We start from the raw sequence: 23,247 nt of genomic DNA, 5'->3' as shown, positions 1-23,247 counted from the left end.
AGGTGCCCGCTGCTGGAGCGGATGGACTCACCGGGGCGGTGCCCGGCGGGGAACCCGGGCGTGCTCCGGGTCAGGCGGCGAGGCCGTCGAAGGTGGGTTGGTGGGCCAGGCCGAGCGCGGTCTCCACCACCGAGACGAACTGCTCGGACGCGCGGAGCAGGTCGTCGGCCTCGCGGGCGCTCACCACCCGGGGTATCCCCGCCTCGGCGGCGGCCCGCTTGCCGGCGCCGGCGGCGAAGTGACGGGACCACTCGTCGAGCTCGGGGGCGACCGTGGAGAGCAGCACCCAGACGCTGGTGATCCGGTGACGTCGGGTGGGCGCCGGGCGGGCGCGGGCGGCGAGCAGGGCCGCGGCGGCACGCAGGGCGGCGAGGTGGGCGGCGGCGTAGCGCAGCCCGTCGGGGCGGGTCCGGGCGGCCTCGGCGAGCCCGTGCCGGGCCACCGCGAGGAGCTGGGCCGGGGTGCGGTGCGGCAGCACGTGCGCCGGCACCGTCGGTGCCTGGGCCGGGTTGGTCGGCATGACTGTCTCCTCCGCGTGACCGGGTCGGGGCGCGACGTGCGGCGGAGAAGTTCCACCGGCGGAGCGCCCGGAGCGGGTGGTGCGGAGGAAGACGCACCAGGTGGGGGCCGGCCGGGTGTGGACGCTTCCCCACACCACACCCGGCCGGCGAACCGGCGGGTCCGTCGTCCGCCGCCCGGGGGTCGTGGGCGGCGGACGACGATCCTGCCTTGACGGGACCGGGCTCGCGACTGCCCGGCACCCGGTGCGGTCCGCGAAACCGCACCTTCCGGAAGCCGGCGCCGCGAAACACCTCTTCCGGGTAGTTGGAACGGGCGTACGACTCAATCGAACACTCGTTCTAACTGCCCTGACAGTACACCCTGCCCCCGACGAAAACGCAACGTGTGGCGTACGGCGTGCCGGGAGCGGATTCCCTGCCCGCGAGCCACCGCCCAGCCGCGCCACGCCGACCGACGTGGTCGGCTCCACCGGCCCGAGGCGTACCGGGAAGAATGGGGGCATGCAGCCACACCCGAACGTACGGGCGGTGCAGGAGGCCCTGGCCGGTGCGGACGCGCGCGACGGCGCCGGCGCGCCGAGCGTGGTCCGCCTGCTGCCCGAGGCGGTCCACACCGCGGCCGCGGCCGCCGGGGCGCTCGGCGTCGACGTCGGCGCCATCGCCAACTCGCTGGTCTTCGAGGCCGACGGGGCCCCGCTGCTGGTGCTGACCTCCGGCGCGCACCGGGTGGACACCGCCGAACTGGCCGCCACCCTCGGATTCACCCGGCTGCGCCGGGCCACCCCCGAGTTCGTCCGGGAGCACACCGGCCAGGTGATCGGCGGCGTCGCCCCGGTGGGCCACCCCCGCCCGCTGCGCACCCTGGTCGACACGGCACTACAGGGGTACGACGAGGTCTGGGCGGCCGGCGGGGTGCCGCAGGCGGTCTTCCCCACCACGTACGCGGACCTGCTGCGGATCACCGGCGGCGACCCGGCCGAGGTGGCGTGAACCGGCCCGACGGCGTTCCCGACCTGGTCACCCTGCACGTGTGGCGGATCTCCCGGGCCGCCCTGCCCCGGGCCCTGACCCGGATGGCGCTCGACCCGCGCCGGCTGCGCGCCACCCCCGGCGTACGGTTCGGCAAGCTGCTGGGCACCGGGACCGGCACCGGCTTCGGCCCCGGCGACGCCGACCTCACCCGGTGGGCCGCGCTGACCGTGTGGGACTCCCCCGCCGCCGCCGAAGGTTTCGACGCCTCCCCGGTCGGCCGGGCCTGGGCCCGGATCGCCCACGCCGGCGTCCGGATCGACCTGCGCCCGGTGACCAGCCGGGGCGAGTGGTCCGGACGGCGCCCGTTCGGCGACCCGCCGGGCGGCCGGGTCGACGGGCCGGTGCTGGCGCTGACCCGGGCCCGGCTACGCCCCCACCGGGCGGCCACCTTCTGGAAGGCCGTCCCACCGGTGGCCGGCGCGCTGCGCTCCGCGCCGGGCCTGCTCGCCCGGTTCGGCGTGGGCGAGGCCCCGCTGGGCTGGCAGGGCACCGTCAGCGTGTGGCGCGACCCGACGGACCTGGTGGCGTTCGCGTACCGTCACCCGGAGCACCGCGCCGCGATCACGCGCACCCCCACCGAGCGGTGGTACGCGGAGGAACTCTTCGCGCGGTTCGAGGTGCGCGACGTGGTCGGTGACCGGGCGGTGCTGGGATGGGTCGCCGACGGCGACGGGCAACGGTGAGAGGACACGCATGAGGTTGGTGCGGTGGACGCCGGACGATCTCGTCCGACGGCTGGACGACGTGGTCGCCGTCTACGGGGAGGCGATGGGCTACCGCGCCGACCTGCTGGAGGCCCGACGCGGCTACATCGCCACCCACGTGCGCCGCCCCGGGTTCCGCGCCGTGGCCAGCCTCACCACCGACGGCCGGCTGGCCGGCTTCGGGTACGGCTACCAGGGCGGACCCGGGCAGTGGTGGCACGACCAGGTGTTCCGCGCCCTGACCCCGGAGGACCGGCGGCGCTGGCTGGCCGACTGCTTCGAGGTGGTCGAGCTGCACGTCCGGCCCCCGGCGCAGGGCCACGGGCTCGGCGCCCGCCAGCTCACCGCGCTGCTCACCCTCGCCGAGGGGAAGACCACCCTGCTCTCCACCCCGGAGGCCGACGAGTCGACCTCCCGCGCCTGGCGGCTGTACCGGCGCTTCGGCTTCGTCGACGTGCTGCGCCACTTCCACTTCCCCGGCGACGAACGTCCCTTCGGGGTGCTCGGCCGGGACCTGCCGCTGGTCCCGCCCGCCGCCGCCGAGGCCGCGCCCGGCGTCGCCGGCGAACCCGGCCCGGGCGCGCCGTGACCCGACAGCGGGCCTCCTGGGCGCTGCTGAGCATCCTCGTCCTCGCCCAGATCTGCTACCCGCTCACCAGCGGCGACACCCGGGCCCGGCTGACCGTCGCCACGGTCGTGCTCGGCTACCTGCTGGCGGTGGGGCACGCGCTGCTCAGCCGCGGTCCGCGTACGGCGGCGGCGCTGGTCACGGTCGCCACCGGCGGCGGGTTCGCCATCGAGGCGCTCGGCGTGGCCACCGGCTTCCCGTTCGGCAGCTACGACTACTCCGGTGAACTCGGCCCGAAGCTGGCCGGGGTGCCGCTGATCATCCCCCTCGCGTGGACCTGGATGGCCTGGCCGGCCTGGCTGGCCGCCGCCCGGCTCGTCCCGCCCGGGCTCGGGCGGACCGCGCTGGCCGCGCTCGGACTGGCCACCTGGGACCTCTTCCTCGACCCGCAGATGGTGGCCGAGGGCTACTGGATCTGGCGGGACGCCACCCCCGCCCTGCCCGGGCTGCCCGGCGTCCCGGTCAGCAACTACCTGGGCTGGCTGCTCTTCGCGGTGCTGCTGATGGGCGCGCTGCGCCCCCTCGCGGGATCGGCCGTCGCGGTCACCGACTCCCGGGACGCCCCGATGTTCGCGCTCTACCTCTGGACGTACTTCTCCAGCGTCCTGGCCCACGCCGTCTTCCTGGACCTGCCCGCCTCGGCGCTCTGGGGGGCGGTCGGCATGTCGGTGGCCGCGGTGCCGCTGGCGGTGACGCTGGGCCGCGCCCGCCGCCACGGTGGCGACCGACCGCGGCCCCGGCCGCAACGCCGCGGCGTCGACGCGACGGCATGACCGCGCTCCTCGCCCTGGTCGTCGCGGTCGCCGCGCTGACCGGGCACACCTGGGTCAACGCGGGCCGCTGGCTGCGCCGCCCCGCCGGCGACCCGGTCGAGGTCGCCGAGGCGGTGGCGGTGCTGCTGCCGCTGCGCGACGAGGCCGCCCGGGTCACCGGCTGCCTGCGGTCCCTGCTCGACCAGCGGGGCGTGCCCGGGCTGCGGATCGTGGTGCTCGACGACGGCTCGACCGACGGCACCGCCGACGTGGTCCGCGCGATCGTCGGCGACGACCCGCGGGTCACCCTGCTCACCGGGGTCACCCCGCCGGCGGGCTGGCTGGGCAAGCCGCACGCCTGCCACCAGCTCGCCGCCCGCGCCGACCCGGCCGCCACCGCGCTGGTCTTCGTCGACGCCGACGTGGTGCTCACCCCGTACGCGGTCGCGGCGGCGGTGACCGGGCTGCGCGCCGCCGGGGCGACGCTGCTGTCGCCGTACCCCCGGATCGTGGTGCGGACCGCGACCGACCGGCTGGTCCAGCCGCTGTTGCAGTGGTTGTGGCTGACCTTCCTGCCGCTGCGCGCGATGGAGCGCTCGCCGCGGCCGTCGCTGGCCGCGGCGGGCGGGCAGTTCCTGGTGGTGGACCGGTCCGGCTACCTCGCGGCCGGCGGGCACGGCGCGGTCCGCGACAAGGTGCTGGAGGACATCGAGCTGGCCCGGGCGGTCAAACGCTCCGGCGGGCGGATCGCCCTCGCCGACGGCTCCCGGCTGGCCTCCTGCCGGATGTACGACAACTGGCCGCAGCTGCGCGACGGCTACACCAAGTCGCTCTGGGCCTCGTTCGGTCACCCGAGCGCGGCGGCCGTCGTGGTGACCCTGCTGCTCCTGCTGTACACCGCGCCCCCGCTGCTGGCCGTGGCGGCGCTCGCCGCGGGCGCGCCGACGGTGGCCGCCCTGGCCGGAGCCGGCTACCTGCTCGGGGTCGCCGGGCGGGTGCTCAGCGCCCGCGCGACCGGTGGCCCGGCCTGGCCCGACGCGCTCGCACACCCCGTGTCGGTCGTGGTCCTCGGTTGGCTGACCCTGCGGTCGTACCATCTGCGGAAGCGGCGCCGCCTGTCCTGGCGCGGCCGCCCGGTCAGCTAGGAGGCACGCCATGGCGCGGATCGTGGTCATCGGCGCCGGCGTGGGCGGGCTGGCCACCGCCGCCCGGCTGGCCGTCACCGGACACGAGGTCACCGTCTTCGAACGGGCCGACACCGTCGGCGGCAAACTCGGCCGCCACACCCGCGACACCCCCGCAGGGGCGTTCCACTTCGACACCGGGCCGAGCCTGCTCACCCTCCCCCAGGTCTTCCACGACCTGTTCGAGGCAACCGGGGCCAAGCTTGACGAGTACCTCGACCTGGTGCCGCTGGACCCGATCGTCCGGCACGTCTTCGCCGACGGCGGCCCGGCGCTGGACTCCTGCGCCGACCCGGCCGAGTTCGCCGTCCGGATCGGCGCCACCCTCGGCGACCGCGCCGCCGCCGACTGGCAGCGGCTGTGGCGGCGGGCCGCCCGGGTCTGGGCGGCGTCGCACCGGGACATCCTGCGCCGCCCCATCGACTCCCCGCGCGACCTGGCCGCGCTGGCCTGGCGGCTCGGCGACCTGGCCGCCATCGGCCCCGGCCGCACCCTGCGCGGGCTGGGCCGCAGCCACCTGTCCGACCCGCGGCTGCGGATGCTGCTCGACCGGTACGCCACCTACACCGGCGCCGACCCGCGCCGGGCGCCCGCCGCGCTGGTCGCCGTCCCCTACGCCGAGCTGACCTACGGCGGCCGGTACCTGCGCGGCGGGCTGGGCACCCTCGCGGACGCGCTGCTGTCGCGCTGCCTGGACCTCGGCGTGGTGGTGCGGACCGGCGTCACGGTCACCCGGATCGACGCGGCCGGCGGCCGGGTCCACGGGGTACGCCTCGCCGGCGTCGCCGCACCCGTCCCCGCCGATGTGGTGGTGGCCAACACCGACGCGCTCACCGTCTACCGGGACCTGCTGCCCCACGCGCGCCGGCTGGCCGGGCTGACCGACCGCAGCCTCGCCGGTTTCGTGCTGCTGCTCGGGGTACGCGGCGACAGCGGGCTGGCCCACCACAACGTCTTCTTCCCCCGTGACTACGACGCCGAGTTCGACGCCGTCTTCGGCGACCCGGGCCGGGGGGCGCGGGCCCGGCCCGCCCTCGACCCGACCGTCTTCGTCACCGCCGCCGACGACCCGATGGTCCGACCGGACGGGCACGAGGCGTGGTTCGTGCTGGTCAACGCCGCCCGCCACGGCACCGCGACCGGTGCGGTGGACTGGCGCCGGCCGGGGCTGGCCGAGGCGTACGCCGACCGGATCCTCGACGTGCTCGCCGAGCGGGGCGTGGACGTACGGGACCGGCTGGTGTTCCGGGAGATCCGCACCCCGGCCGACCTGGACGCCGCCACCGGCGCGCCCGGCGGGACGATCTACGGCACGGCCGGCGGCCTGCTCCGGCCGGGCAACCGCGGCCCGGCGCACGGGCTGTGGCTGGTCGGCGGCTCCAGCCACCCCGGCGGCGGCCTGCCCATGGTGACCCTCTCCGCGCAGATCGTCGCCGAGCAGATCGGCCCGGCCTGGTAGACCCGCGCCGCCGGCCCCGGCGCGGCCCGTCCCGCGCCCCCGCGGCTCTCGCCACACGCTTTGTGGCGGGTCGGGGTGTCCCGGTCGTCGGATACCGCGACACGCCGCGAACCGTGTCGATCATGGCAGGCCGGACCGGCGGGGCCGGCCGGTGTGAGGTCGGCAGGGGCGGGGGCGAGGGGGTCAGCCGGCGTCGACGAGGGCGCGGCGGACGGTGGAGAGGAGCTGGCCGAGGCCGAAGCCGGCCAGCAGTACCCAGACGGCGGTGGCCATGGTGATGGTGCCGGCGGCCAGGTCCGGGTCGATCAATCCGGTCAGCCCGGCCAGCAGCAGCCCGACCAGGGCGACACAGACCCGGGTGGGGCGCTCCCCCACGGTCACCGCGCCGATCTCCCGCATGCCCGCGGCGACGGCCCGGGCCCGGACGTACTCGTGCAGCCAGGAGAGCGCGCCTCCGGCCACGACCAGCGCCCCCGGCGCGCCGACCAGCCAGAACGCGACCAGCCAGGCGATCTCGCCGAGCCGGTCGGCGACCGAGTCGTAGACGTAGCCGAGCCGGGAGGTCCGGCCGGTGGCCACCGCGACCGCGCCGTCGACGCTGTCCGCCACCGAGGCGAGCAGCACGAACAACGCGCCGATGATCGGCCCGTTCGGCGACCGCACCGCGAACAGCGGCACGCAGAAGCAGAGCAGCACCCCGGCCACCGTCACCGCGGTCGGGGCGATCCGGAGCCGGCCGAGGATGTACCCGAGGTGGTAGGCGAAGCGCAGCCAGGCACGCACCACCGGCGCGGCGACCCGCGGGTCGAAACCGCCGTGCAGCCGCGCCCACGCGGTCGCGTACTCGTCCCACTTCAGCTGTGTGCCCACCCTGGGGTCAACCGTCACGGCGTGGTGGAGGTGTCGGCGTCGGCGCGTTCACACCCGTGCGCCGGCCTGGAGACTGCGCCAGACCTCCCGGGTCGCGGTCGACCGGTTGAGGGTGATGAAGTGGATTCCCGGCACCCCCTCGTCGAGCAGCCGGGCGCACATCTCGCTGGCCTGCTCGACGCCGAGCCGGCGGACCGCCTCCGGGTCGTCGGCGACCCGGTCGAACCGTTCGGCGAGCGCCCGCGGGAACGGCGCCCCGGACAGCTGCACGGACCGTTCGATGGTGCCGATCTGGGTCACCGGCATCACCCCGGCGAGGATCGGGGTGTCGCAGCCGGCGGCGGCCACCCGGTCGCGCAGCCGCAGGTAGTCGTCGGCGTCGAAGAACATCTGGGTGATCGCGAACTCGGCGCCGGCGCGGCACTTGCGGACGAAGTACGCGGTGTCGCTGGCCACGTCGGGCGAGCGCGGGTGCTTGTACGGGAAGGCGGCCACCCCGACGCTGAAGTCACCGGCGTCGCGTACCAGCCGGACCAGCTCCTCGGCGTAGTCGACCCCCTCGGGGTGGCGGACCCAGTCGCCGTTGGGGTTGCCGGGCGGGTCGCCCCGCACCGCCAGCACGTTGCGCACCCCCACCCCGGCGAGCCGGCCGATGACGTGCCGCAGCTCCGCCACGGAGTGGTCGACGGCGGTCAGGTGCGCCATCGGCAGCAGGGTGGTCTCGGTGGCGATCCGCTCGGTCACCGCGACGGTGGTGTCCCGGGTGGACCCGCCGGCGCCGTAGGTGATCGAGACGAACGAGGGGCGCAGCGACTCCAGCTCCCGGATCGCCTGCCAGAGCAGCCGCTCGCCCACCGCGGTCTTGGGTGGGAAGAACTCGAAGGAGAAGGTCGGCCGGTGGTCGCGGATGAGCTCCCCGATCGCCGGCTGCGGGTTGGGGAGGACGGAGGGAAGACCGAGCGCCACGCCACGACTCTAGCGGGCGGTGTCCGCCGCACCGACGGGCTTCCCATCCGCGCCCGAAGGCCGGGAAGGGAGCCGTCCGGCCGCGCGGTGACGGACGCCGGGTCCGGCGCGACGTCGTACCCCGGGGGTAGACAGGGAGCAGCGCGGGTGGTGCCGGTCGGAGGCCGGCGCCCGGGGGCACGCGCGGGGGTCAGCAGCACCGACCAGCGGCAACCGGACCCGTCCTGCCGGACGGCGGAAAGGCCGCACCCACGCCTGACCGGAGGACCGATGACGCCGCCCGACCCGTGCCTGCTCGGGCCGCTGATCGCCCAGTCGCGGCTGGCCCGCGGCTGGAGCCAGCAGCGGCTCGCCGACGAGCTCTGCGCCGTGGGGGCGCCGACGCTGACCCGGCACGAGATCTCCCGCTGGGAGCGGCAGGCCCGGCTCCCGGGCGACCGGTGGCTGCGCCGGCTCGCCCAGGTCCTCGGCCTACCGGCCGGGTCGCTGGCCGACGCGGCGGCGCGCAGCCGGCCCGTCGGCCGGCCGGGCCCGGTCGGCCCCGCCGGCTCCCGGTCCCGCTCGGCGCTGCTGGCCCTGGCGCAGCGCTGGTCGGTGGATCCGACCGCCCCGCTGCTCGTCGCCCCGGCGGCGGCCGACCGGGCCGGGCCGTCCCCGTCCGGTGGCCCGCTCCCCGACCCCGGCGACCCGACGCCGGGGCCGGCGGAACCGCCCGGCGCCGGCGGGCTCGCCGCGCTGCGCCGGCTCGACGACCTGGCCGGCGGGGGCGACCTCGCTCCGACCGGGGCGTACCGGCTGCGGTGGACGGTCCGGGCCCTCTCCGGTGCCGGCCCGGCCGCCCGGCGGCGGCTGCTGCCGGTGCTGGCCGAGACGGCTCAGCTCGCCGGGTGGCTGCACGCCGACGCCGGCGACCCGGCGGCCGGGCTGGACGCCTACCGGCTGGGGTTGCGGGCGGCGGCCGCCGCGCGGGACCCGGCGTTCGCCGGGCACGTGCTCGGCTCGGCCAGTCACCTGCTGGCCGGCGCGGGCGACCCGGAGGGGGCGCTGCTGCTGGCCCGCACCGGGTACGCCGGCGCCCGGCGCACCGCCAGTGCGGGGCTGCGGGCGCTGCTGCTGCACCGGGTGGCGCTCGCGGCGGCGCTCGGCGGACGGGCCCGGGCCGCCCGGCAGGCGCTGGACGCGGCGCGGCACGCGGCCGACGCCGTCCGGCCGGGCATCGAGCCGCCCTGGCTCTACTGGCTGGACGAGGTCGAGCTGGCCGCGATGCGCGGGCGCACCCTGGTCGCGCTCGGCCGCCCCGCGCCGGCCGTGCCGCTTCTGCGGGCCGTGCGGGACGCCGGCCGGCCGCGCAGCGCGGCCATCTACGGCGGCTGGCTGGCCCGCGGCCTGCTCCAGCTCGGCGAGGTGGAGCAGGCCTGCGCGGTGGCCGGCGCCGCGGTGCTGGACGCGGTCCGCGCCGGGTCGGCCCGGGCCGTGACCCCGCTGGCCGAGCTGGAGCGGCGGCTGCGGGCGCACCGCACCGAGCCGGCGGTCCGCCGGTACGCCACCCTGCTCGGCGACGCCCGCCGGTTCCTCCCCCGGGCGCCGACGGCGGTGCCGGGCCGGTCGGGCACGACCCGCCGGCCCGGTGGTGACGCGCTGTCGCCGGGGACCGGCTAGCGTCGGGGCGTGACCCACGCTGCTCCCGTCTCCCCCGTCGACCGCGCCGGCCTGCGTCAGCGGGTCGACAAGGCGCTGACCGAGTTCCTGGCCAACCAACGTGCCTGGATGAGCGGCGTGGACGACGCCCTGGCACCGGTCGCCGAGGCGATCGAGGCGTTCGTGCTGGGCGGGGGCAAGCGGTTGCGTCCCGCCTTCGCGTACTGGGGGTACCGGGGGGCCGGCGGGGTCGACGCCGACCAGGTGGTCACCGCCCTGGCCGCGTTGGAGTTCGTGCAGGCCAGTGCGCTGATCCACGACGACCTGATGGACCGCTCGGACACCCGCCGCGGTGAGCCGGCGGTGCACCGCCGGTTCGCTGCCCGGCACCGGGCCGCCGGCTGGGGCGGTGACCCGGACGGGTTCGGCGACGCCGCCGCCATCCTCCTCGGCGACCTGTGCCTGGTCTGGTCCGACGAGCTGCTGCACTCGGCCGGGCTGGACCCGCGGACGGTGGCCCGGGCCCGTCCGGTCTTCGACCAGATGCGCAGCGAGGTCACCGTCGGGCAGTACCTGGACGTGCTGACCCAGGCCACCGGGGACACCTCGGTGGAGCGGGCCGGCAAGGTGGCCCGGTACAAGTCGGCGAAGTACACCGTCGAGCGACCGCTGCTGCTCGGCGCCGCGCTGGCCGACGCGTCGGCGGACGTGCGGACGGCGTACTCGGCGTACGGATTGCCGCTGGGCGAGGCGTTCCAGCTCCGCGACGACGTGCTGGGGGTCTTCGGGGACCCGGCGCAGACCGGCAAGCCGGCCGGCGACGACCTGCGCGAGGGCAAGCGCACCTACCTGGTGGCGGCGGCCTTCGAGGTGCTCGACGAGGCCGGCCGTGAGCTGCTGCTCGGGCAGTTGGGCGATCCGGCACTGGACGAGGCCGGGGTGGCCCGGCTGCGGGAGCTGATCAACGGCTGCGGGGCGCTGGCGCGTACCGAGCAGCGGATCGTCACCCTCACCGACACCGCGCTGGCCGCGCTGAGCGCCGTCGACCTGGACACCGAGGCCCGTCAGGCCCTGGTCGACCTCGCCATCGCCGCCACCCGCCGCGCCGACTGACCCGCCACCCTGCGCAGACCCCGCGCGATCATGAAGTTGACGGCGTCCGGAGACCGGAAGCCGCCGCCAACTTCATGATCGGCGATGCGGGGCCGGGTGGGTCAGAAGCCGAGGGCCTGGGCGCGGCGCTTGACCTCGCGGGCGTGGTCGCCGCCGAGGGTGGCCGCCCCGGTGCCGCCGGAGAGGGTGGCGTCGGGTTCGTAGAGCCAGCGCAGGGCGGCCTCGTCGTCGTAGCCGGCGTCGGCCAGCAGGTTCAGCACGCCGGGCAGGTGCTTGAGCACCGTCTTGTTGGCTACCAGGTCGGCCGGGATCTTGCGGACGCCGTCGCGGCGCACGGCGATCAACTCGCGGTCCCGGATCATCTGGTGGACCTTGCTGATCGACAGGTCGAGGCGCTCGGCCACGTCGGGCAGGGTCAGCCAGGCGGCCGGGTCGGTCGGGCCGGCGAGGTCGGCGCCGGGAGCCTGGTCGGCGGGTACGGAATCGGTCACCCGACCACCCTGCCACGTCCGCCGGGCGGGGTCGCACCGGCACCCCGGTCGACCTGCCCGGGTACGCCGCCCCCGGCACGGCCGCCGCCCGCGTCCGCGCGGCAGGGACGGAGTGAATTGCCCCCCGGCTGTAGCATCCTGTTCAACCTTCACCCTCAGGACACATAGACTGCCTGCCGATGGACACACAGGTCGCCGACACGTTGCTGGGCTCGCTGCTCGACGAGCGCTACCGCATTCGCGGGCGCGTCGCGCGCGGCGGGATGGCGACCGTGTACACCGCCACCGACGAGCGCCTGGAGCGCACCGTGGCGGTCAAGATCATCCACCCGTCCCAGGCGCCCGAGTCCCGGTCGCGGCTGGCCAACTTCGTGGCGCGGTTCACCGACGAGGCGAAGACCATCGCCCGGCTGACCCACCCCAACGTGGTGGCGGTCTACGACCAGGGCACCCACGCCGGGCTGCCGTACCTGGTCATGGAGTACGTCCGCGGCCGCACCCTGCGCGACGTGCTCGCCGAGCGGCGCCGGCTCAACCCGGACGAGGCGCTGGCGATCATGGAGCAGATGCTCGCCGCGATCGGCGCCGCGCACCGGGCCGGGCTGGTCCACCGGGACGTCAAGCCGGAGAACGTGCTGGTCGCCGAGGCGCCCACCGGCGGCGCGGCGAACCTGGTCGACAGCGTGGTCAAGGTGGCCGACTTCGGCCTGGCCCGGGCGGTCGAGGCCAGCGACGAGGACAACGGCAACCAGCTGATGGCGACCGTCGCGTACGTGGCGCCGGAGCTGGTCACCGACGGGCACGCCGACGCGCGCACGGACGTCTACTCCGCCGGCATCGTGCTGTTCGAGATGCTCACCGGGCGGGTGCCGTACGACGGGGACCGGCCGGTGGACGTGGCCTGGCAGCACGTCGACCGGGACGTCCCGGCGCCGTCGACCCTGGTCCCCGGGCTGCCGAGGGGGCTCGACGACCTGGTCGCGCGGGCCACCCGACGCGATCCCGGTGCCCGGCCCACGGACGCGGGCGCGCTGCTCGCCGAGGTCCAGGTGGCCCGGGACGACCTGGGCAGCGCCAACAGCCACACGGCGGTGCTGCGTCGGGTGTCCGACGACGCGTCGCCGGTGTCCCAGCCGACCATGGTGGTGTCGGCGGTCCGGCCGGCCGAGCGCCCCGCGTGGGCCCGGCTGCCGGAGGGGCAACGGACGCACCGGCGGCGGGCCCCGAGCTCCGGCCCGTTGGCCGGGCTGGCCGAGCTGTGGACCCGGGCCAGGGGCACCTCACGGGGCCGGCTCTCGCTGGCCGCCGCCGTGGTGGCGCTCGGCCTGCTCGCCGCCGTGGGTGGCTGGTGGGTCGGAGTGGGCCGCTACACGGTCGCGCCGCAGCTGGTCAGCCTGAGCAAGGCCGAGGCGCAGGCGCAGGCCGACCGGGCCGGGTTCACCCTCAGCTACGCCGAGCCCCGCCACGACGAGAAGGTCCCCCGGGACAGCGTGGTGGCGCAGGAGCCGGGTTCGGCGGGCCGGATCCTCAAGGGCGGCACCATCACCCTCACCCTCTCGCTGGGGCCGGAGCGCTTCCCCCTGCCGGACGTGCTGGGCAAGGACTTCGAGCTGGCCGAGGCGGACCTGACCGACGCGAAGCTGGTGGTGGTGAAGGGCCCGCCCCGGTTCGACGACAACCTGCCCGAGGGTGTGGTGGTGGCCACCAACCCCAAGGCGGGCGTCGAGGTGCAGCCGGGCGCGAAGATCACCGTCGTGCTGAGCAAGGGCCGGGCGCCGATCACGGTGCCGAACCTGGTCGGCAAGAACGTCAACGAGGCGCGGGCGACGCTGACGCAGCTCGGGCTGGTGCCGGCGGAGACGTACAAGGACTCGCCCAAGCCCAAGGACGAGGTGCTCGGGCAGAGCCCGACCGACGGGGCCGGAGTGGAGAAGGGCGCCCAGGTCAAGCTGGACGTCAGCAAGGGCCCGCCGGAGGTGGTCGTTCCCCGGGTGGTCGACCTGCCGTGCGCCCAGGCGCAGCAGCAGTTGCAGGGCCTGGGCTTCCCGGTGACCGTGCAGTTCAACCCGAACGGCATCGTCCGGTTCCAGAACCCGGAGAACACGCCGGTGCCGCCGGGCACGCCGGTCACCCTGGGGTGCCTGTGACCACGGCCATGGCACGCCGACCCGTCGGCACGCACACCCCCACCTCGGGCGGTCTGGCGAAGACGGCCCTGCCCTACCTCGACACGGTCGGCGCCGCGGTGGCGCAGGTCTACGTCTCCAACTCGCGGGGCTGGGCGCTGCCGGCCGGCGACCCGGGGCAGGACGTGCTCTTCCGCGACGGCTGCGCCGCCCGGGACGTACCGGTCTTCATCCACGCGTCGCTGCTGGTCAACCTCGGCTCCCCGACGGCGGCGACGGTGGAAAGGTCCGCGGAGACCCTCGCCCACGCGCTGCGCCGGGGCCGGGAGATCGGTGCCCGCGGCGTGGTCTTCCACGCCGGCAGCGCGGTCGACGCCGGGCACGCCGACGCGGCCATGCGTCAGGTACGCGAGGCGCTGCTGCCGCTGCTGGACGCCGCCACGGCGGCCGGCGGGCCGATGCTGCTGGTGGAGCCGAGCGCGGGCGGGGGCCGGTCGCTGGCCTCCCGCCTGGAGCAGTTGGGCCCCTACCTGGACGCCGTCGACCGGCATCCCGGGCTCGGGGTCTGCTTCGACACCTGCCACGCCTGGGCGGCCGGGCACGACCTGGCCGCCGAGGGCGGCATGACGGCGGCCCTGGACACGCTGGTGGCCACGGTCGGCGCGGGCCGGCTGCGGCTGGTGCACGCCAACGACTCGAAGGATCTCTGCGGCTCCACCCGGGACCGGCACGAGAACATCGGCAAGGGCAGCATCGGCGAGCCCGCCTTCGCGGAGCTGATGGCCCATCCGGCCACCGCCGGGGTGCCGATCGTGGTGGAGACCCCGTCGGAGAAGCACCTGGGCCACGCCGCCGACATCGCCACCCTCAACCGGCTGCACCCCTGACCGACCTGCCCGGCCGGGTGCCCGGGCGCAGCGCCGTGCTCGGCAGGGCCCCTGACCGGGGCCCTGCCGATCCCGTCAGGCGCGCAGGAGGCGGGTGAGGATCTCGGCGGCGCGGTCCACGCCGTCGTCGTCGACGTCCATGTGGGTGACCAGCCGGGCGGTACGCGGCCCGAGCACCGAGATGAGCAGCCCTTCGGCGCGGGCGGCGGCCGCGAGGGCCTTCGCGTCCAGCGGGTGCTTGGCCAGGTCCAGCGGGACCAGGTTGGTCCGGACCGGGGCGCCGAGCACCCCGAACGGGGCGACCGCGTCGGCCAGCCGGGCCGCCCTGGTGTGGTCCTCGGCGAGCCGCTCGACGTGGTGCGCGAGGGCGTACCGCCCGGCCGCGGCGAGGATGCCGACCTGCCGCATGCCGCCACCCATCCGCTTGCGCAGGAACCGGGCCCGGGCGATCTTGTCCGCGCTGCCGACGACCAGGGAGCCGACCGGCGCGCCGAGGCCCTTGGAGAGGCACACGCTGACGGTGTCGAAGAGGGTGCCGTAGTCGGCCAGCGGCACGCCGTCGGCGACGTGCGCGTGCCAGATCCGGGCGCCGTCGCAGTGCAGGGCCAGCCCGTTGTCGTCGGCGACCCGCCGCAGCTGCCGCAGGGTCGCCAGCGGGATCACCCCACCCCCGCCCCGGTTGTGGGTCTGCTCGACGGCGATCGCCCGGGTCGGCACCGCGAAGTAGCCGTCCGGCCGGATCATCCCGGCGACCACGTCGGGGTCGATGTCCGCGCCGACCGCCGGCCAGGTCCGCGAGGAGATCCCGCCGTACGCGGCGGCAGCGCCGATCTCGTACGTGACCACGTGCGCGTCGGCGTCGCAGAGCAGCTCCTCCCCCGGCGGTACGACGAGCTGGAGGGCGAGCTGGTTGGCCATCGAGCCGGTCGGGGCGAAGAGCGCCGCCTCGTGCCCGAAGAGCGCGGCGACCTCGGCCTCCAGCGCCTCGACGGTGGGGTCCTCGCCGTACACGTCGTCGCCGACCTCGGCGGCGGCCATCGCCTCCCGCATCCCGGCGGTCGGCCGGGTCACGGTGTCGGATCGAAGATCGATGAGGTTGTCAGGCACGGTTGTCCTCTCGGCTGCCGACTGCGGGGCTCGCAAGCTCACTCCTCGCGTCAGCCACGGTCGTTCTTTCGGCTGCCGACTGCGGGGCTCGCAAGCTCACTCCTCGCGTCAGCCACGGAGCATCTCCGCCACGAGGAAGGCCAGCTCCAGCGACTGCTGGGTGTTCAGTCGCGGGTCGCAGGCGGTTTCGTACCGGTCGGGCAGATCGAGGTCCTCGATGCCCTGGGCGCCGCCGAGGCACTCGGTGACGTCCTCGCCGGTCAGCTCGACGTGCAGGCCACCCGGATGGGTCTCCAGGCCGCGGTGCACCTCGAAGTAGCCGAGCACCTCGTCGACGATGCGGTCGAAGTGCCGGGTCTTGTAGCCGTTGGACGACTCGTGGGTGTTGCCGTGCATCGGGTCGCACTGCCACACCACCTTGGCGCCGGCCGCGGTCACCTTGGCCACGATCGGCGGCAGGGCGTCGCGGACCCGGTGGTTGCCCATCCGGCTGATCAGAGTGAGCCGGCCGGGGACGTTGTCCGGGTTGAGCTTCTCGCAGAGCTCGATCGCCTCGTCCGGGGTGGTGGTCGGGCCGAGCTTCACGCCGATCGGGTTGGCGATCCGGGAGATGAAGTCGATGTGCGCCCCGTCGATCTGCCGGGTCCGCTCGCCGATCCAGAGGAAGTGCCCGGAGAGCCCGTACGCCCGGCGGTCGGAGACCCGGGTGAGCGCCCGGTCGTACTCGAGGGCCAGCGCCTCGTGGGAGCAGTAGAGGGTGACGGTGCGCAGCGCCTCGTCGTCGGTCATCCCGCAGGCCCGGATGAACGCCAGCGCCCGGTCGATCTCCCGGGCGATCGCCTCGTAGCGCTCGCCGGCCGGGGAGTTGCGGACGAAGCCCTTGTTCCAGTCGTGCACCGCGTGCAGGTCGGCCAGGCCACCGGCGAGGTAGGCGCGGAGCATGTTCATCGCGGCGGCCGAGTTCGCGTACGCCCGGATCATGCGCTGCGGGTCGGCGACCCGCGCCTCCGGCGTGGCCTCCAGCGAGTTGATCAGGTCGCCGCGGTAGGCGGGCAGGCCCCGGGCGTCGGTGGGCAGCGACCGGGGCTTGGTGTACTGCCCGGCGACCCGGGCGACCTTGACCACCGGCAGCGAGGCGCCGTAGGTCAGCACGATCGCCATCTGGAGCAGCGTCCGCGCGTTGGCCAGCAGGTGGCTCTCGGTGTTGTCGGCGAAGGTCTCGGCGCAGTCACCGCCCTGGAGCAGGAACGCCTTGCCCTCGCAGACCAGGGCGAGCTTCCGCCGGAGCTGGTCGACCTCGTAGGGCGCGACGACCGACGGGACGGTGTCCAGCACCTTGCAGACCTCGGCGACGGCGGCCGGGTCGGGCCACGGCGGGGTCTGCGCGCGGGGCAGGTCCCGCCAACGGTCCAGGCCGAGGGCCGCGTCCTCGGCCGAGTCGGCGGTGGGCCGGCTGGTCTGCAGCCCGGGGCTGCTCACGGCGGGGTAGCTCAGCTGATGCCACTCATGGCGCATGACAGAAAGCGTACGGCGACGGCCGGCGCGACCCGCCGCCGAGGGTGAGGGTTCCGGCAGATGGGAGGGTCAGGGAGTGCCGGCCGGGGCGGGGGTGTGCCCGCCGGGCGCCTCTCCCGAGATGCACCAGTCGGCGCCGGCCCGGGTGACGGTGAACAGCAGCGGCCGGACGAGCTCCCGGGCGCCCGCCGTGACCGTCACCGAGGTGCTGACCTCCTGCCCGCGCGGGCCGGTACGGATGTCGGTGATGGCCGCGCCGACCACCTCGAAGTGGTCGGCGAAATCGCCGTTGGGGCCGGTCGCCGCGGCGTCGAAGGCCTCGTGCATGGGAGCGCAGAGCTGGCTGCGGCCGGCGGCGACGTCCTTGGCGGTCATCGCGTCGAGGTAGGCCTGCACCCGCTCGCGGGACTTGGCGGTGGCCTGTTCGGCCGGGGCCCGCTGGGGCGCGGCGTCGCCACCCTCGTCGTCCCCGCCGATGCCGCAGCCGAGCAGGGCGAGCGGCAGGAGCGCCAGGACGGCGACGCCGCCGGCGGTGCGGTGCCTCGGGCCCATCGGCCCTCCCCTCGGTGCGGACCTCGCGGATTCCGAGCGGCGAGTGTGTCACATCGACGCGCTTGCATGGCACGCCGTCATGGCCCAGACTTCATTTAATAATGTTAACTATTACAGGAGGAGCGATGGAACGACGACGACGTCGCGCCCTGACCGTGGCCGCGCTCGGCGGTCTCCCGGCCCTGGCCACGCTGGCGCTGGTCGGCGCCGCCGGCGCGCACGGCTCCATGCAGTCCCCGGTCAGCCGGACGTACGCCTGCTTCCTGGAAGGGCCGGAGTCGCCCGACACCCCGGCCTGCCGCGCGGCGGTCGCGGCCGGCGGAACCCAGGCGCTGTACGACTGGAACGAGGTCAACATCGCCGACGCCGCCGGGCGGCACCGCCAGCTCATCCCGGACGGCCGCCTGTGCAGCGCCAACCGCGACAAGTACCGCGGCTTCGACCTGGCCCGCGCCGACTGGCCGGCCACCGCCCTGCCGTCGGGCGGCAACTGGACGTTCGCCTACCGGGCCACCGCGCCGCACCGCGGCACCTTCCAGCTGCACGTCACCCGCGCCGGGTACGACCCCACCCAACCGCTGCGCTGGTCCGACCTCGAGCTCTTCCACACCGCCACCGACCCGGCGCTCACCGACGGGGCGTACCGGATGACGGCCCGGCTGCCGCAGCGGACCGGGCGGCACGTCGTCTACTCGATCTGGCAGCGCTCGGACAGCCCGGAGGCCTTCTACACCTGCTCCGACGTCACGTTCGGCGGCACCCCGACCACCCCGCCCGCCACCACCACGCCCCCGCCGACCACACCCCCGCCGACCACTCCCCCGCCCACGACCACCCCGCCGCCCACCACCCCGCCGCCCGGCACCGCGCCCGCCTGGCAGCCGGGCACGGCGTACGCCGTCGACGCGCTGGTCTCGTACGACGGGCGGACCTGGCGGTGCCGTCAGGCGCACACCTCGCTCACCGGCTGGGAACCGCCCAACGTCCCCGCCCTCTGGCTCCCCGCCTGACCACAGCCCCACGGCTCGGACACCCACGAGCGGTACGTCATGGCTGTCATCGGAGCCCGGTGACAGCCATGGCGTACCACCGGTGGGGCGAAGCGGCGGCGGGCCCGGGCAGCCGGCGGCGGGTCGGTGGCTGGCTACTCTGCGGGGGATCGCGGAACGTACGCCGAGGACAGGGGGTGAGGGCCATCCTTCCCGTCGCGTCGGTCGACACCGCGGGGCTGCCCCCGGCGGAGCGGTTCGACTTCTGGCAGGACCTCGTCGCCCGCGAGTCGGTGCCGGCCCGGATCAGCAGCGCGCACACCCTCGACTTCACCGCCTCGGCCCGGGTCGTCGAGCTCGGGGTGGTCCGCCTCGCCGTCTGGGAGTACCCCTCGTTGGAGCTGCACCGCACGTCCCGGATGATCCGCAGCACCGACCCGGAGCTGTACCAGCTGGCGTTGCCCCTGTCCGGCCACGGCGGCGTGTCGCAGGAGCGGCGGACCGGCCCGCTCGGCCCGGCCGGCTTCGCCCTCATCGACACCGCCCGCCCGCACGGGTCGACGCACCGGCCGGACGGACCGGGCGACCCGCTCCTGCGGACGGTCACCGCCCTGGTGCCGCGCGCGGCGCTGCCGCTGCCCGCGCACCGGGTGGACACCCTGCTGGCCGCGGAGATCCCGGCCAGCACCGGCATGGGCCTGCTGCTGGCCCGGATCCTGTGCCAGGTGGCCACGCACCCCGAGCAGTACGCCCCGGCCGACGCGCCCCACCTCGACCGGGCCGTCCTCGACCTGCTGACCGGCACCCTCGCCAGCCGGCTGGACCTGGAACCTGCCCTGCCCCCGGAGGTCCGGGCCACCGGCCTGCGCACCGGGGTCGAGGCGTTCGTCCAGCGGCACCTGGCCGATCCCGAGCTCACCCCGGCCGCCGTGGCCGAGGCGTACCACGTGTCCCTGCGCTCGCTGCACCGGTCGTTCGCGGGCACCGGCACCACGGTCGCCGCCCTGATCCGGACCCGCCGCCTGGAGCGCTGCTTCCGGGACCTGAGCGACCCCCGGCTGGCCCACCTGACCGTCCACGAGGTCGCCGCGCGCTGCGGGTTCCCCGACCGGGCCCACTTCAGCCGGGCGTTCCGGACCGCCTACGGGCTCTCCCCCCGGGAGCACCGCGAGCGGGCGGGCCGGGACTGAGCGGACACGCCGGGCGGGGAGGGACCGCCGTGGTCCCTCCCCGCCGTGTGGGTGGTGCGTCGGCTCGGCTCAGCCGAGACCGCCCTTGATGGCGCCGATCAGCTCGCCGTTGCCGGTGTCACCGGAGAGCTCCCAGAAGAAGGCGCCACCGAGGCCCTGGTTCTTGGCGTAGGTCATCTTGCCGTTGATGGTGGACGGGGTGTCGTAGCTCCACCAGTTGCTGCCGCACTTGGCGTACGCCGTGCCGGCCACGGTGCCGGTCGCCGGGCAGGTGTTCTTGAGGACCTTGTAGTCCTCGATGCCCGGCTCGTAGGTGCCCGGCGCCGCCCCGGTGGCGGTGCCGCCCGGAGCGGACTGGGTGACCCCGGTCCAGCCCCGGCCGTAGAAGCCGATGCCGAGCAGCAGCTTGTTGGCCGGGATGCCCTTGCTCTTCAGCTTCTGGATCGCCGCGTCCGAGTTGAAGCCCTGCTGCGGGATGCCGGCGTAGGAGTAGAGCGGGGAGTGCGGGGCGGTGGGGCCCTGCGCGTTGAACGCGCCGAAGTAGTCGTACGTCATCGGCATGATCCAGTTGAGGTACGACGAGGCCCCGGCGTAGTCGGTGGCGTCGATCTTGCCGCCGTTGCTGCCGTCCGCGGTGATCGCGGCGGTGACCAGCGCCGACGAGCCGAACTTCGACCGCAGCGCGCTGACCACGTTCTTGAAGGCGTTCGGGCCGCTGGTGTCGCAGGAGAGACCGCAGGCGTTCGGGTACTCCCAGTCGACGTCGATGCCGTCGAAGACGTCCGCCCAGCGCGGGTCCTCGACCAGAGCGTGGCAGCTGTCGGCGAAGGCGGCCGGGTTCTGCGCGGCCTGGGTGAAGCCGCCCGACCAGGTCCAACCGCCGAAGGACCAGATCACCTTCAGGTGCGGGTGCATCTTCTTGAGCTTGCGCAGCTGGTTGAAGTTGCCGCGCAGCGGCTGGTCCCACGTGTCGGCGACGCCGTCCACGCTGTCGGCCGCGGTGTACGCCTTGTCGTAGGCGGCGTAGCTGTCGCCGATGGTGCAGCGCCCGCCGGTGGTGTTGCCGAAGGCGTACAGGATGTGGGTCAGCTTGGCGGCGGAGCCGCTGGTCTGGATGTTCTTGACGTGGTAGTTGCGCTGGTAGACGCCCCACTCGGCGAAGTAGCCGACGATCTTCTTGTCCCCGGTCGGCGGGGTGGTGGGCGGCGGGGTCGTCGGCGGCGGCGTGGTGGGCGGCGGCGTCGTCGGCGGGGTGGTGGTGGGCGGAGTGGTGGTCGGCGGGGTGCCGCCGCCGGCGCACGGCGCGCCGTTGATGGTGCAGTTCAGCGGGGCCTGGTACGGCCCGGTGCCGTTGTAGCCCCAGCTGAAGCTGGCGCCGGGGGCGATCGGGCCGGCCCAGCTCTTCTTGACCGCGACGTAGTGGTTGCCGCTGCTGGTGATGTCGGCGTCCCAGGCGCTGCTGACGGTGGTGCCGGCCGGCAGGTCGAACTCGATGCGCCAGGTGTCGACGCTGGCGGTGGAGCCGTTGGCGACGGTGACCCGGGTCTCGTGGCCGGTTCCCCAGTCCTGGGCCTTGGCGAACGAGGCGGTCACGCTGCCGGCGCCGAACGCCGAGGTCACCGGTACCGCAGCGACGGTCACCGCGACCACGGCGCCGGCCCAGAGGGCGCGGCGGAGCGATCTCTTCATGTGGCACCTCCCCAAACAGTTAGGAAACTTTCCAGAAGGATGGGGAGACGCTACTCAGCTCGTCATCACTTAGTCAAGATGTGCATGTCTCGATTTGTCGCCGCGCGCACTCAAGGGCCCGGGACGCCGCGTAGCCTCACAGCATGACCGTCTTCGACATCGAGATCGACGCCCTCGCCGGCGGCCCGGCCGACCTCGCCCGGCACCGGGGCAAGGCGCTGCTGGTGGTGAACGTGGCCTCCCGCTGCGGCCTCACCCCGCAGTACGCCGGCCTCCAGCGCCTCCAGGAGGAGTACGCCGACCGCGGCCTGGTGGTGCTCGGGGTGCCGTCCAACCAGTTCGCCGGGCAGGAGCCGGGCACCGCCGAGGAAATCAGCGACTTCTGCCAGGTCAACTACGGGGTGACCTTCCCGCTGACCGAGAAGGTCGACGTCAACGGGCCCGCGCGCCACCCGCTCTACACCGAGCTGGTCTCCACCGCGGACGCCGAGGGGCACACCGGCGACGTCCGGTGGAACTTCGAGAAGTTCCTGGTCGCGCCGGACGGCACGGTCGCGGCCCGGTTCGCCCCGACGGTCACCCCGGACTCCGCCGAGCTGCGCACCGCGATCGAGAAGGTGCTCCCGGCCTGAGCCGCCCGTAGCTCACCGACGGGAGGCCCCGACGCCCCGTCGACGCCGGGAAGCCCGGTCAGGCCGGGGAGCGCCACTCGTCAGCGAGCACCGACCAGACCTCGATGTCGATCCGCCCGGCGGGCCCCGGGTAGAGCTGCCGCAGCGTGCCGTCGCGGCGCATGCCTAGCCGCCGGGCCACGGCGATGCTGCGCGCGTTGTCGGCGTTGGTACGCCACTCCACCCGCCGGATGCCGCGCTCGCCGACCGCCCAGTCGACGATCCGGCCGACCGCGCGGGTGACCAGCCCTCGCCCCTCGGCCGCCGGCTCCAGCCAGCAACCGGCCTCGCAGACGCCGAGCGCGGCGTCGAACGACACGAACATCACCCCGCCGACCAGGACACCCCCGTCCCAGATGCCCCAGACGCCGCCGGCGTCGCGCGCCCACAGATCGGCGTAGCGGCGCAGCACGGTACGGGCCGAGTCGAGGTCGGTGGCCACGAAGGACGCCCCCACCCAGGGCGAGATGTGGGCCCGGGCCCGGTCCAGGTGGGCCAGGAACTCCTCCGCGTGCCAGGGCGACAGCGGTCGCAGCTCGGCGGTCGCGGTCAACGGCAGGGCGAACACGGCGACTCCTCAGGACGCGGGCAGGCTCAGGCGCAAGGTGGGCCCGGGGGTGTCCCGGAAGCCGAGCGAGCGGTAGAGCGGCTCGCCCGCCACCGACGCCCGCAGGTCGATCCTGCGGACGCCCCGGTCGCGGTACCAGTCCAGCAGCCCGGTCAGGCAGGCCCGGGAGTAGCCGCGCCGCCGGTACGCCGCGTCGGTGACGACGTTGAAGACGTAGCCGGTCAGGCCGCTGGGGTTGCCCGGCCCGCCCAGGCGGCGCTCGATGGTGCCGGTCGCGCAGGCGGCGAGCACCCCGGGCCGGTCGGCAGCGTCCACCACGAACACGGCCATCAGGTCCGCCGGGTCGGCGAGCCGTTCGCGCAGCACCTCCCGGGCGGTCGACTGCCACGGCCCGGGCGGCGGCTCCGCCCCCTCCATCGACGCCAGCATCACCCCGCGCAGCCGGACGATCTCCCCCGCGTCCCCGGGCCCGGCCCGGCGCACCTTGATCACTCCCGGACCGTACCGCACCGTGCCGGCCCGGCCCGGCCGCCGATCCCGACGATCGGACATGCGGCGACACGCGCGCCGATGGTTGCGTCGAAGTCCCGCCCGC

Annotated in this window: 23 protein-coding genes; 13 read left to right on the top strand and 10 right to left on the bottom strand. The window is 75.3% G+C overall.

Going from position 1 to position 23,247, the window contains the following annotated elements:
• Nucleotides 1-70: 70 nt before the first annotated feature.
• Nucleotides 71-520, bottom strand: coding sequence for an SAV_6107 family HEPN domain-containing protein (locus tag AC5L3Z_RS08235; protein ID WP_494840804.1), 450 nt, complete (start codon nt 518-520; stop codon nt 71-73).
• Between the two features lie 502 nt (nt 521-1,022).
• Here AC5L3Z_RS08235 and AC5L3Z_RS08230 point away from each other — a divergent pair.
• The 6 genes from AC5L3Z_RS08230 to AC5L3Z_RS08205 are packed head-to-tail and all read left to right on the top strand — an operon-like array spanning nt 1,023 to nt 6,280.
• Nucleotides 1,023-1,511 (top strand): YbaK/EbsC family protein, encoded by a 489-nt coding sequence (locus tag AC5L3Z_RS08230; protein ID WP_494840803.1) that lies wholly within the window; start codon nt 1,023-1,025, stop codon nt 1,509-1,511.
• Complete coding sequence (locus AC5L3Z_RS08225; RefSeq protein WP_494840801.1) at nt 1,508-2,236, top strand: monooxygenase; 729 nt, start codon at nt 1,508-1,510, stop codon at nt 2,234-2,236. Before AC5L3Z_RS08230 ends, AC5L3Z_RS08225 begins: the two co-directional genes overlap by 4 nt.
• A gap of 10 nt (nt 2,237-2,246) precedes the next feature.
• On the top strand, nt 2,247-2,846 hold the full coding sequence (locus tag AC5L3Z_RS08220; RefSeq protein WP_494840799.1) for a GNAT family N-acetyltransferase: 600 nt from the start codon (nt 2,247-2,249) through the stop codon (nt 2,844-2,846).
• Nucleotides 2,843-3,658, top strand: coding sequence for a carotenoid biosynthesis protein (locus AC5L3Z_RS08215; RefSeq protein ID WP_494840798.1), 816 nt, complete (start codon nt 2,843-2,845; stop codon nt 3,656-3,658). The genes AC5L3Z_RS08220 and AC5L3Z_RS08215 overlap by 4 nt, the downstream gene beginning before the upstream one ends.
• Entirely contained in the window at nt 3,655-4,782 is a 1,128-nt protein-coding gene (locus AC5L3Z_RS08210; protein ID WP_494840796.1) for a glycosyltransferase family 2 protein, read from the top strand. Before AC5L3Z_RS08215 ends, AC5L3Z_RS08210 begins: the two co-directional genes overlap by 4 nt.
• 10 nt (nt 4,783-4,792) lie before the next feature.
• Entirely contained in the window at nt 4,793-6,280 is a 1,488-nt protein-coding gene (locus AC5L3Z_RS08205; protein WP_494840794.1) for a phytoene desaturase family protein, read from the top strand.
• A gap of 183 nt (nt 6,281-6,463) precedes the next feature.
• On the opposite strand, the gene AC5L3Z_RS08200 is transcribed toward AC5L3Z_RS08205, so the two are convergent.
• Together AC5L3Z_RS08200 and metF are read right to left on the bottom strand one after the other, a co-directional pair.
• On the bottom strand, nt 6,464-7,150 hold the full coding sequence (locus AC5L3Z_RS08200; protein ID WP_334529822.1) for a CDP-alcohol phosphatidyltransferase family protein: 687 nt from the start codon (nt 7,148-7,150) through the stop codon (nt 6,464-6,466).
• 48 nt (nt 7,151-7,198) lie between these two features.
• Complete coding sequence (gene metF, locus AC5L3Z_RS08195) at nt 7,199-8,116, bottom strand: methylenetetrahydrofolate reductase [NAD(P)H] (RefSeq protein ID WP_334529819.1); 918 nt, start codon at nt 8,114-8,116, stop codon at nt 7,199-7,201.
• A 270-nt stretch (nt 8,117-8,386) separates the two neighbouring features.
• Here metF and AC5L3Z_RS08190 point away from each other — a divergent pair, with 270 nt between their 5' ends.
• Together AC5L3Z_RS08190 and AC5L3Z_RS08185 are read left to right on the top strand one after the other, a co-directional pair.
• Entirely contained in the window at nt 8,387-9,775 is a 1,389-nt protein-coding gene (locus AC5L3Z_RS08190; RefSeq protein ID WP_494840791.1) for a helix-turn-helix domain-containing protein, read from the top strand.
• Nucleotides 9,776-9,784: 9 nt separating this feature from the next.
• Nucleotides 9,785-10,867, top strand: coding sequence for a polyprenyl synthetase family protein (locus AC5L3Z_RS08185; protein ID WP_494840789.1), 1,083 nt, complete (start codon nt 9,785-9,787; stop codon nt 10,865-10,867).
• Between the two features lie 101 nt (nt 10,868-10,968).
• On the opposite strand, the gene AC5L3Z_RS08180 is transcribed toward AC5L3Z_RS08185, so the two are convergent.
• On the bottom strand, nt 10,969-11,358 hold the full coding sequence (locus tag AC5L3Z_RS08180) for an Rv2175c family DNA-binding protein (RefSeq protein WP_494840787.1): 390 nt from the start codon (nt 11,356-11,358) through the stop codon (nt 10,969-10,971).
• 179 nt (nt 11,359-11,537) lie between these two features.
• On the opposite strand from AC5L3Z_RS08180, the gene pknB reads away from it, so the two are divergent.
• Both pknB and AC5L3Z_RS08170 read left to right on the top strand, forming a co-directional pair.
• Nucleotides 11,538-13,505: a Stk1 family PASTA domain-containing Ser/Thr kinase gene (gene pknB / locus AC5L3Z_RS08175; protein WP_494840786.1), complete on the top strand. Its 1,968-nt coding sequence runs from the start codon at nt 11,538-11,540 to the stop codon at nt 13,503-13,505.
• Nucleotides 13,506-13,513: 8 nt separating this feature from the next.
• Complete coding sequence (locus AC5L3Z_RS08170; RefSeq protein ID WP_494840785.1) at nt 13,514-14,371, top strand: deoxyribonuclease IV; 858 nt, start codon at nt 13,514-13,516, stop codon at nt 14,369-14,371.
• 75 nt (nt 14,372-14,446) lie between these two features.
• Here AC5L3Z_RS08170 and AC5L3Z_RS08165 read toward each other — a convergent pair whose 3' ends face one another.
• The 3 genes from AC5L3Z_RS08165 to AC5L3Z_RS08155 all read right to left on the bottom strand — a co-directional run bounded on the left by AC5L3Z_RS08165 (nt 14,447) and on the right by AC5L3Z_RS08155 (nt 17,545).
• Complete coding sequence (locus tag AC5L3Z_RS08165) at nt 14,447-15,478, bottom strand: threonine aldolase family protein (RefSeq protein ID WP_494840784.1); 1,032 nt, start codon at nt 15,476-15,478, stop codon at nt 14,447-14,449.
• Between the two features lie 108 nt (nt 15,479-15,586).
• Nucleotides 15,587-16,993 (bottom strand): class II 3-deoxy-7-phosphoheptulonate synthase, encoded by a 1,407-nt coding sequence (locus AC5L3Z_RS08160; RefSeq protein WP_494840782.1) that lies wholly within the window; start codon nt 16,991-16,993, stop codon nt 15,587-15,589.
• Nucleotides 16,994-17,062: 69 nt separating this feature from the next.
• The gene (locus AC5L3Z_RS08155; RefSeq protein ID WP_494840781.1) at nt 17,063-17,545 is read right to left on the bottom strand and encodes a hypothetical protein; all 483 of its coding nucleotides are present in this window, start codon (nt 17,543-17,545) and stop codon (nt 17,063-17,065) included.
• 125 nt (nt 17,546-17,670) lie between these two features.
• On the opposite strand from AC5L3Z_RS08155, the gene AC5L3Z_RS08150 reads away from it, so the two are divergent.
• Together AC5L3Z_RS08150 and AC5L3Z_RS08145 are read left to right on the top strand one after the other, a co-directional pair.
• Nucleotides 17,671-18,555, top strand: coding sequence for a lytic polysaccharide monooxygenase (locus tag AC5L3Z_RS08150; protein WP_494840779.1), 885 nt, complete (start codon nt 17,671-17,673; stop codon nt 18,553-18,555).
• A gap of 176 nt (nt 18,556-18,731) precedes the next feature.
• Nucleotides 18,732-19,724, top strand: coding sequence for an AraC-like ligand-binding domain-containing protein (locus AC5L3Z_RS08145; protein WP_494840777.1), 993 nt, complete (start codon nt 18,732-18,734; stop codon nt 19,722-19,724).
• 69 nt (nt 19,725-19,793) lie between these two features.
• Here AC5L3Z_RS08145 and AC5L3Z_RS08140 read toward each other — a convergent pair whose 3' ends face one another.
• A complete protein-coding gene (locus AC5L3Z_RS08140; RefSeq protein WP_494840776.1) occupies nt 19,794-21,413 on the bottom strand; it encodes a glycosyl hydrolase family 18 protein in 1,620 nt (539 codons plus the stop codon).
• A gap of 143 nt (nt 21,414-21,556) precedes the next feature.
• Here AC5L3Z_RS08140 and AC5L3Z_RS08135 point away from each other — a divergent pair, with 143 nt between their 5' ends.
• Nucleotides 21,557-22,045 (top strand): glutathione peroxidase, encoded by a 489-nt coding sequence (locus AC5L3Z_RS08135; protein WP_494840774.1) that lies wholly within the window; start codon nt 21,557-21,559, stop codon nt 22,043-22,045.
• Nucleotides 22,046-22,103: 58 nt separating this feature from the next.
• On the opposite strand, the gene AC5L3Z_RS08130 is transcribed toward AC5L3Z_RS08135, so the two are convergent.
• Both AC5L3Z_RS08130 and AC5L3Z_RS08125 read right to left on the bottom strand, forming a co-directional pair.
• On the bottom strand, nt 22,104-22,652 hold the full coding sequence (locus AC5L3Z_RS08130; RefSeq protein WP_494840773.1) for a GNAT family N-acetyltransferase: 549 nt from the start codon (nt 22,650-22,652) through the stop codon (nt 22,104-22,106).
• A 9-nt stretch (nt 22,653-22,661) separates the two neighbouring features.
• Nucleotides 22,662-23,144, bottom strand: a complete 483-nt coding sequence (locus AC5L3Z_RS08125; protein ID WP_494840772.1) for a GNAT family N-acetyltransferase — start codon at nt 23,142-23,144, stop codon at nt 22,662-22,664.
• Between the last annotated feature and the right edge of the window lie 103 nt (nt 23,145-23,247).

Source organism: Micromonospora sp. LZ37 (assembly GCF_059359015.1).
The sequence above is the reverse complement of the archived record's forward strand: the minus strand, read 5'-3'. Positions and strand labels throughout refer to the sequence as shown.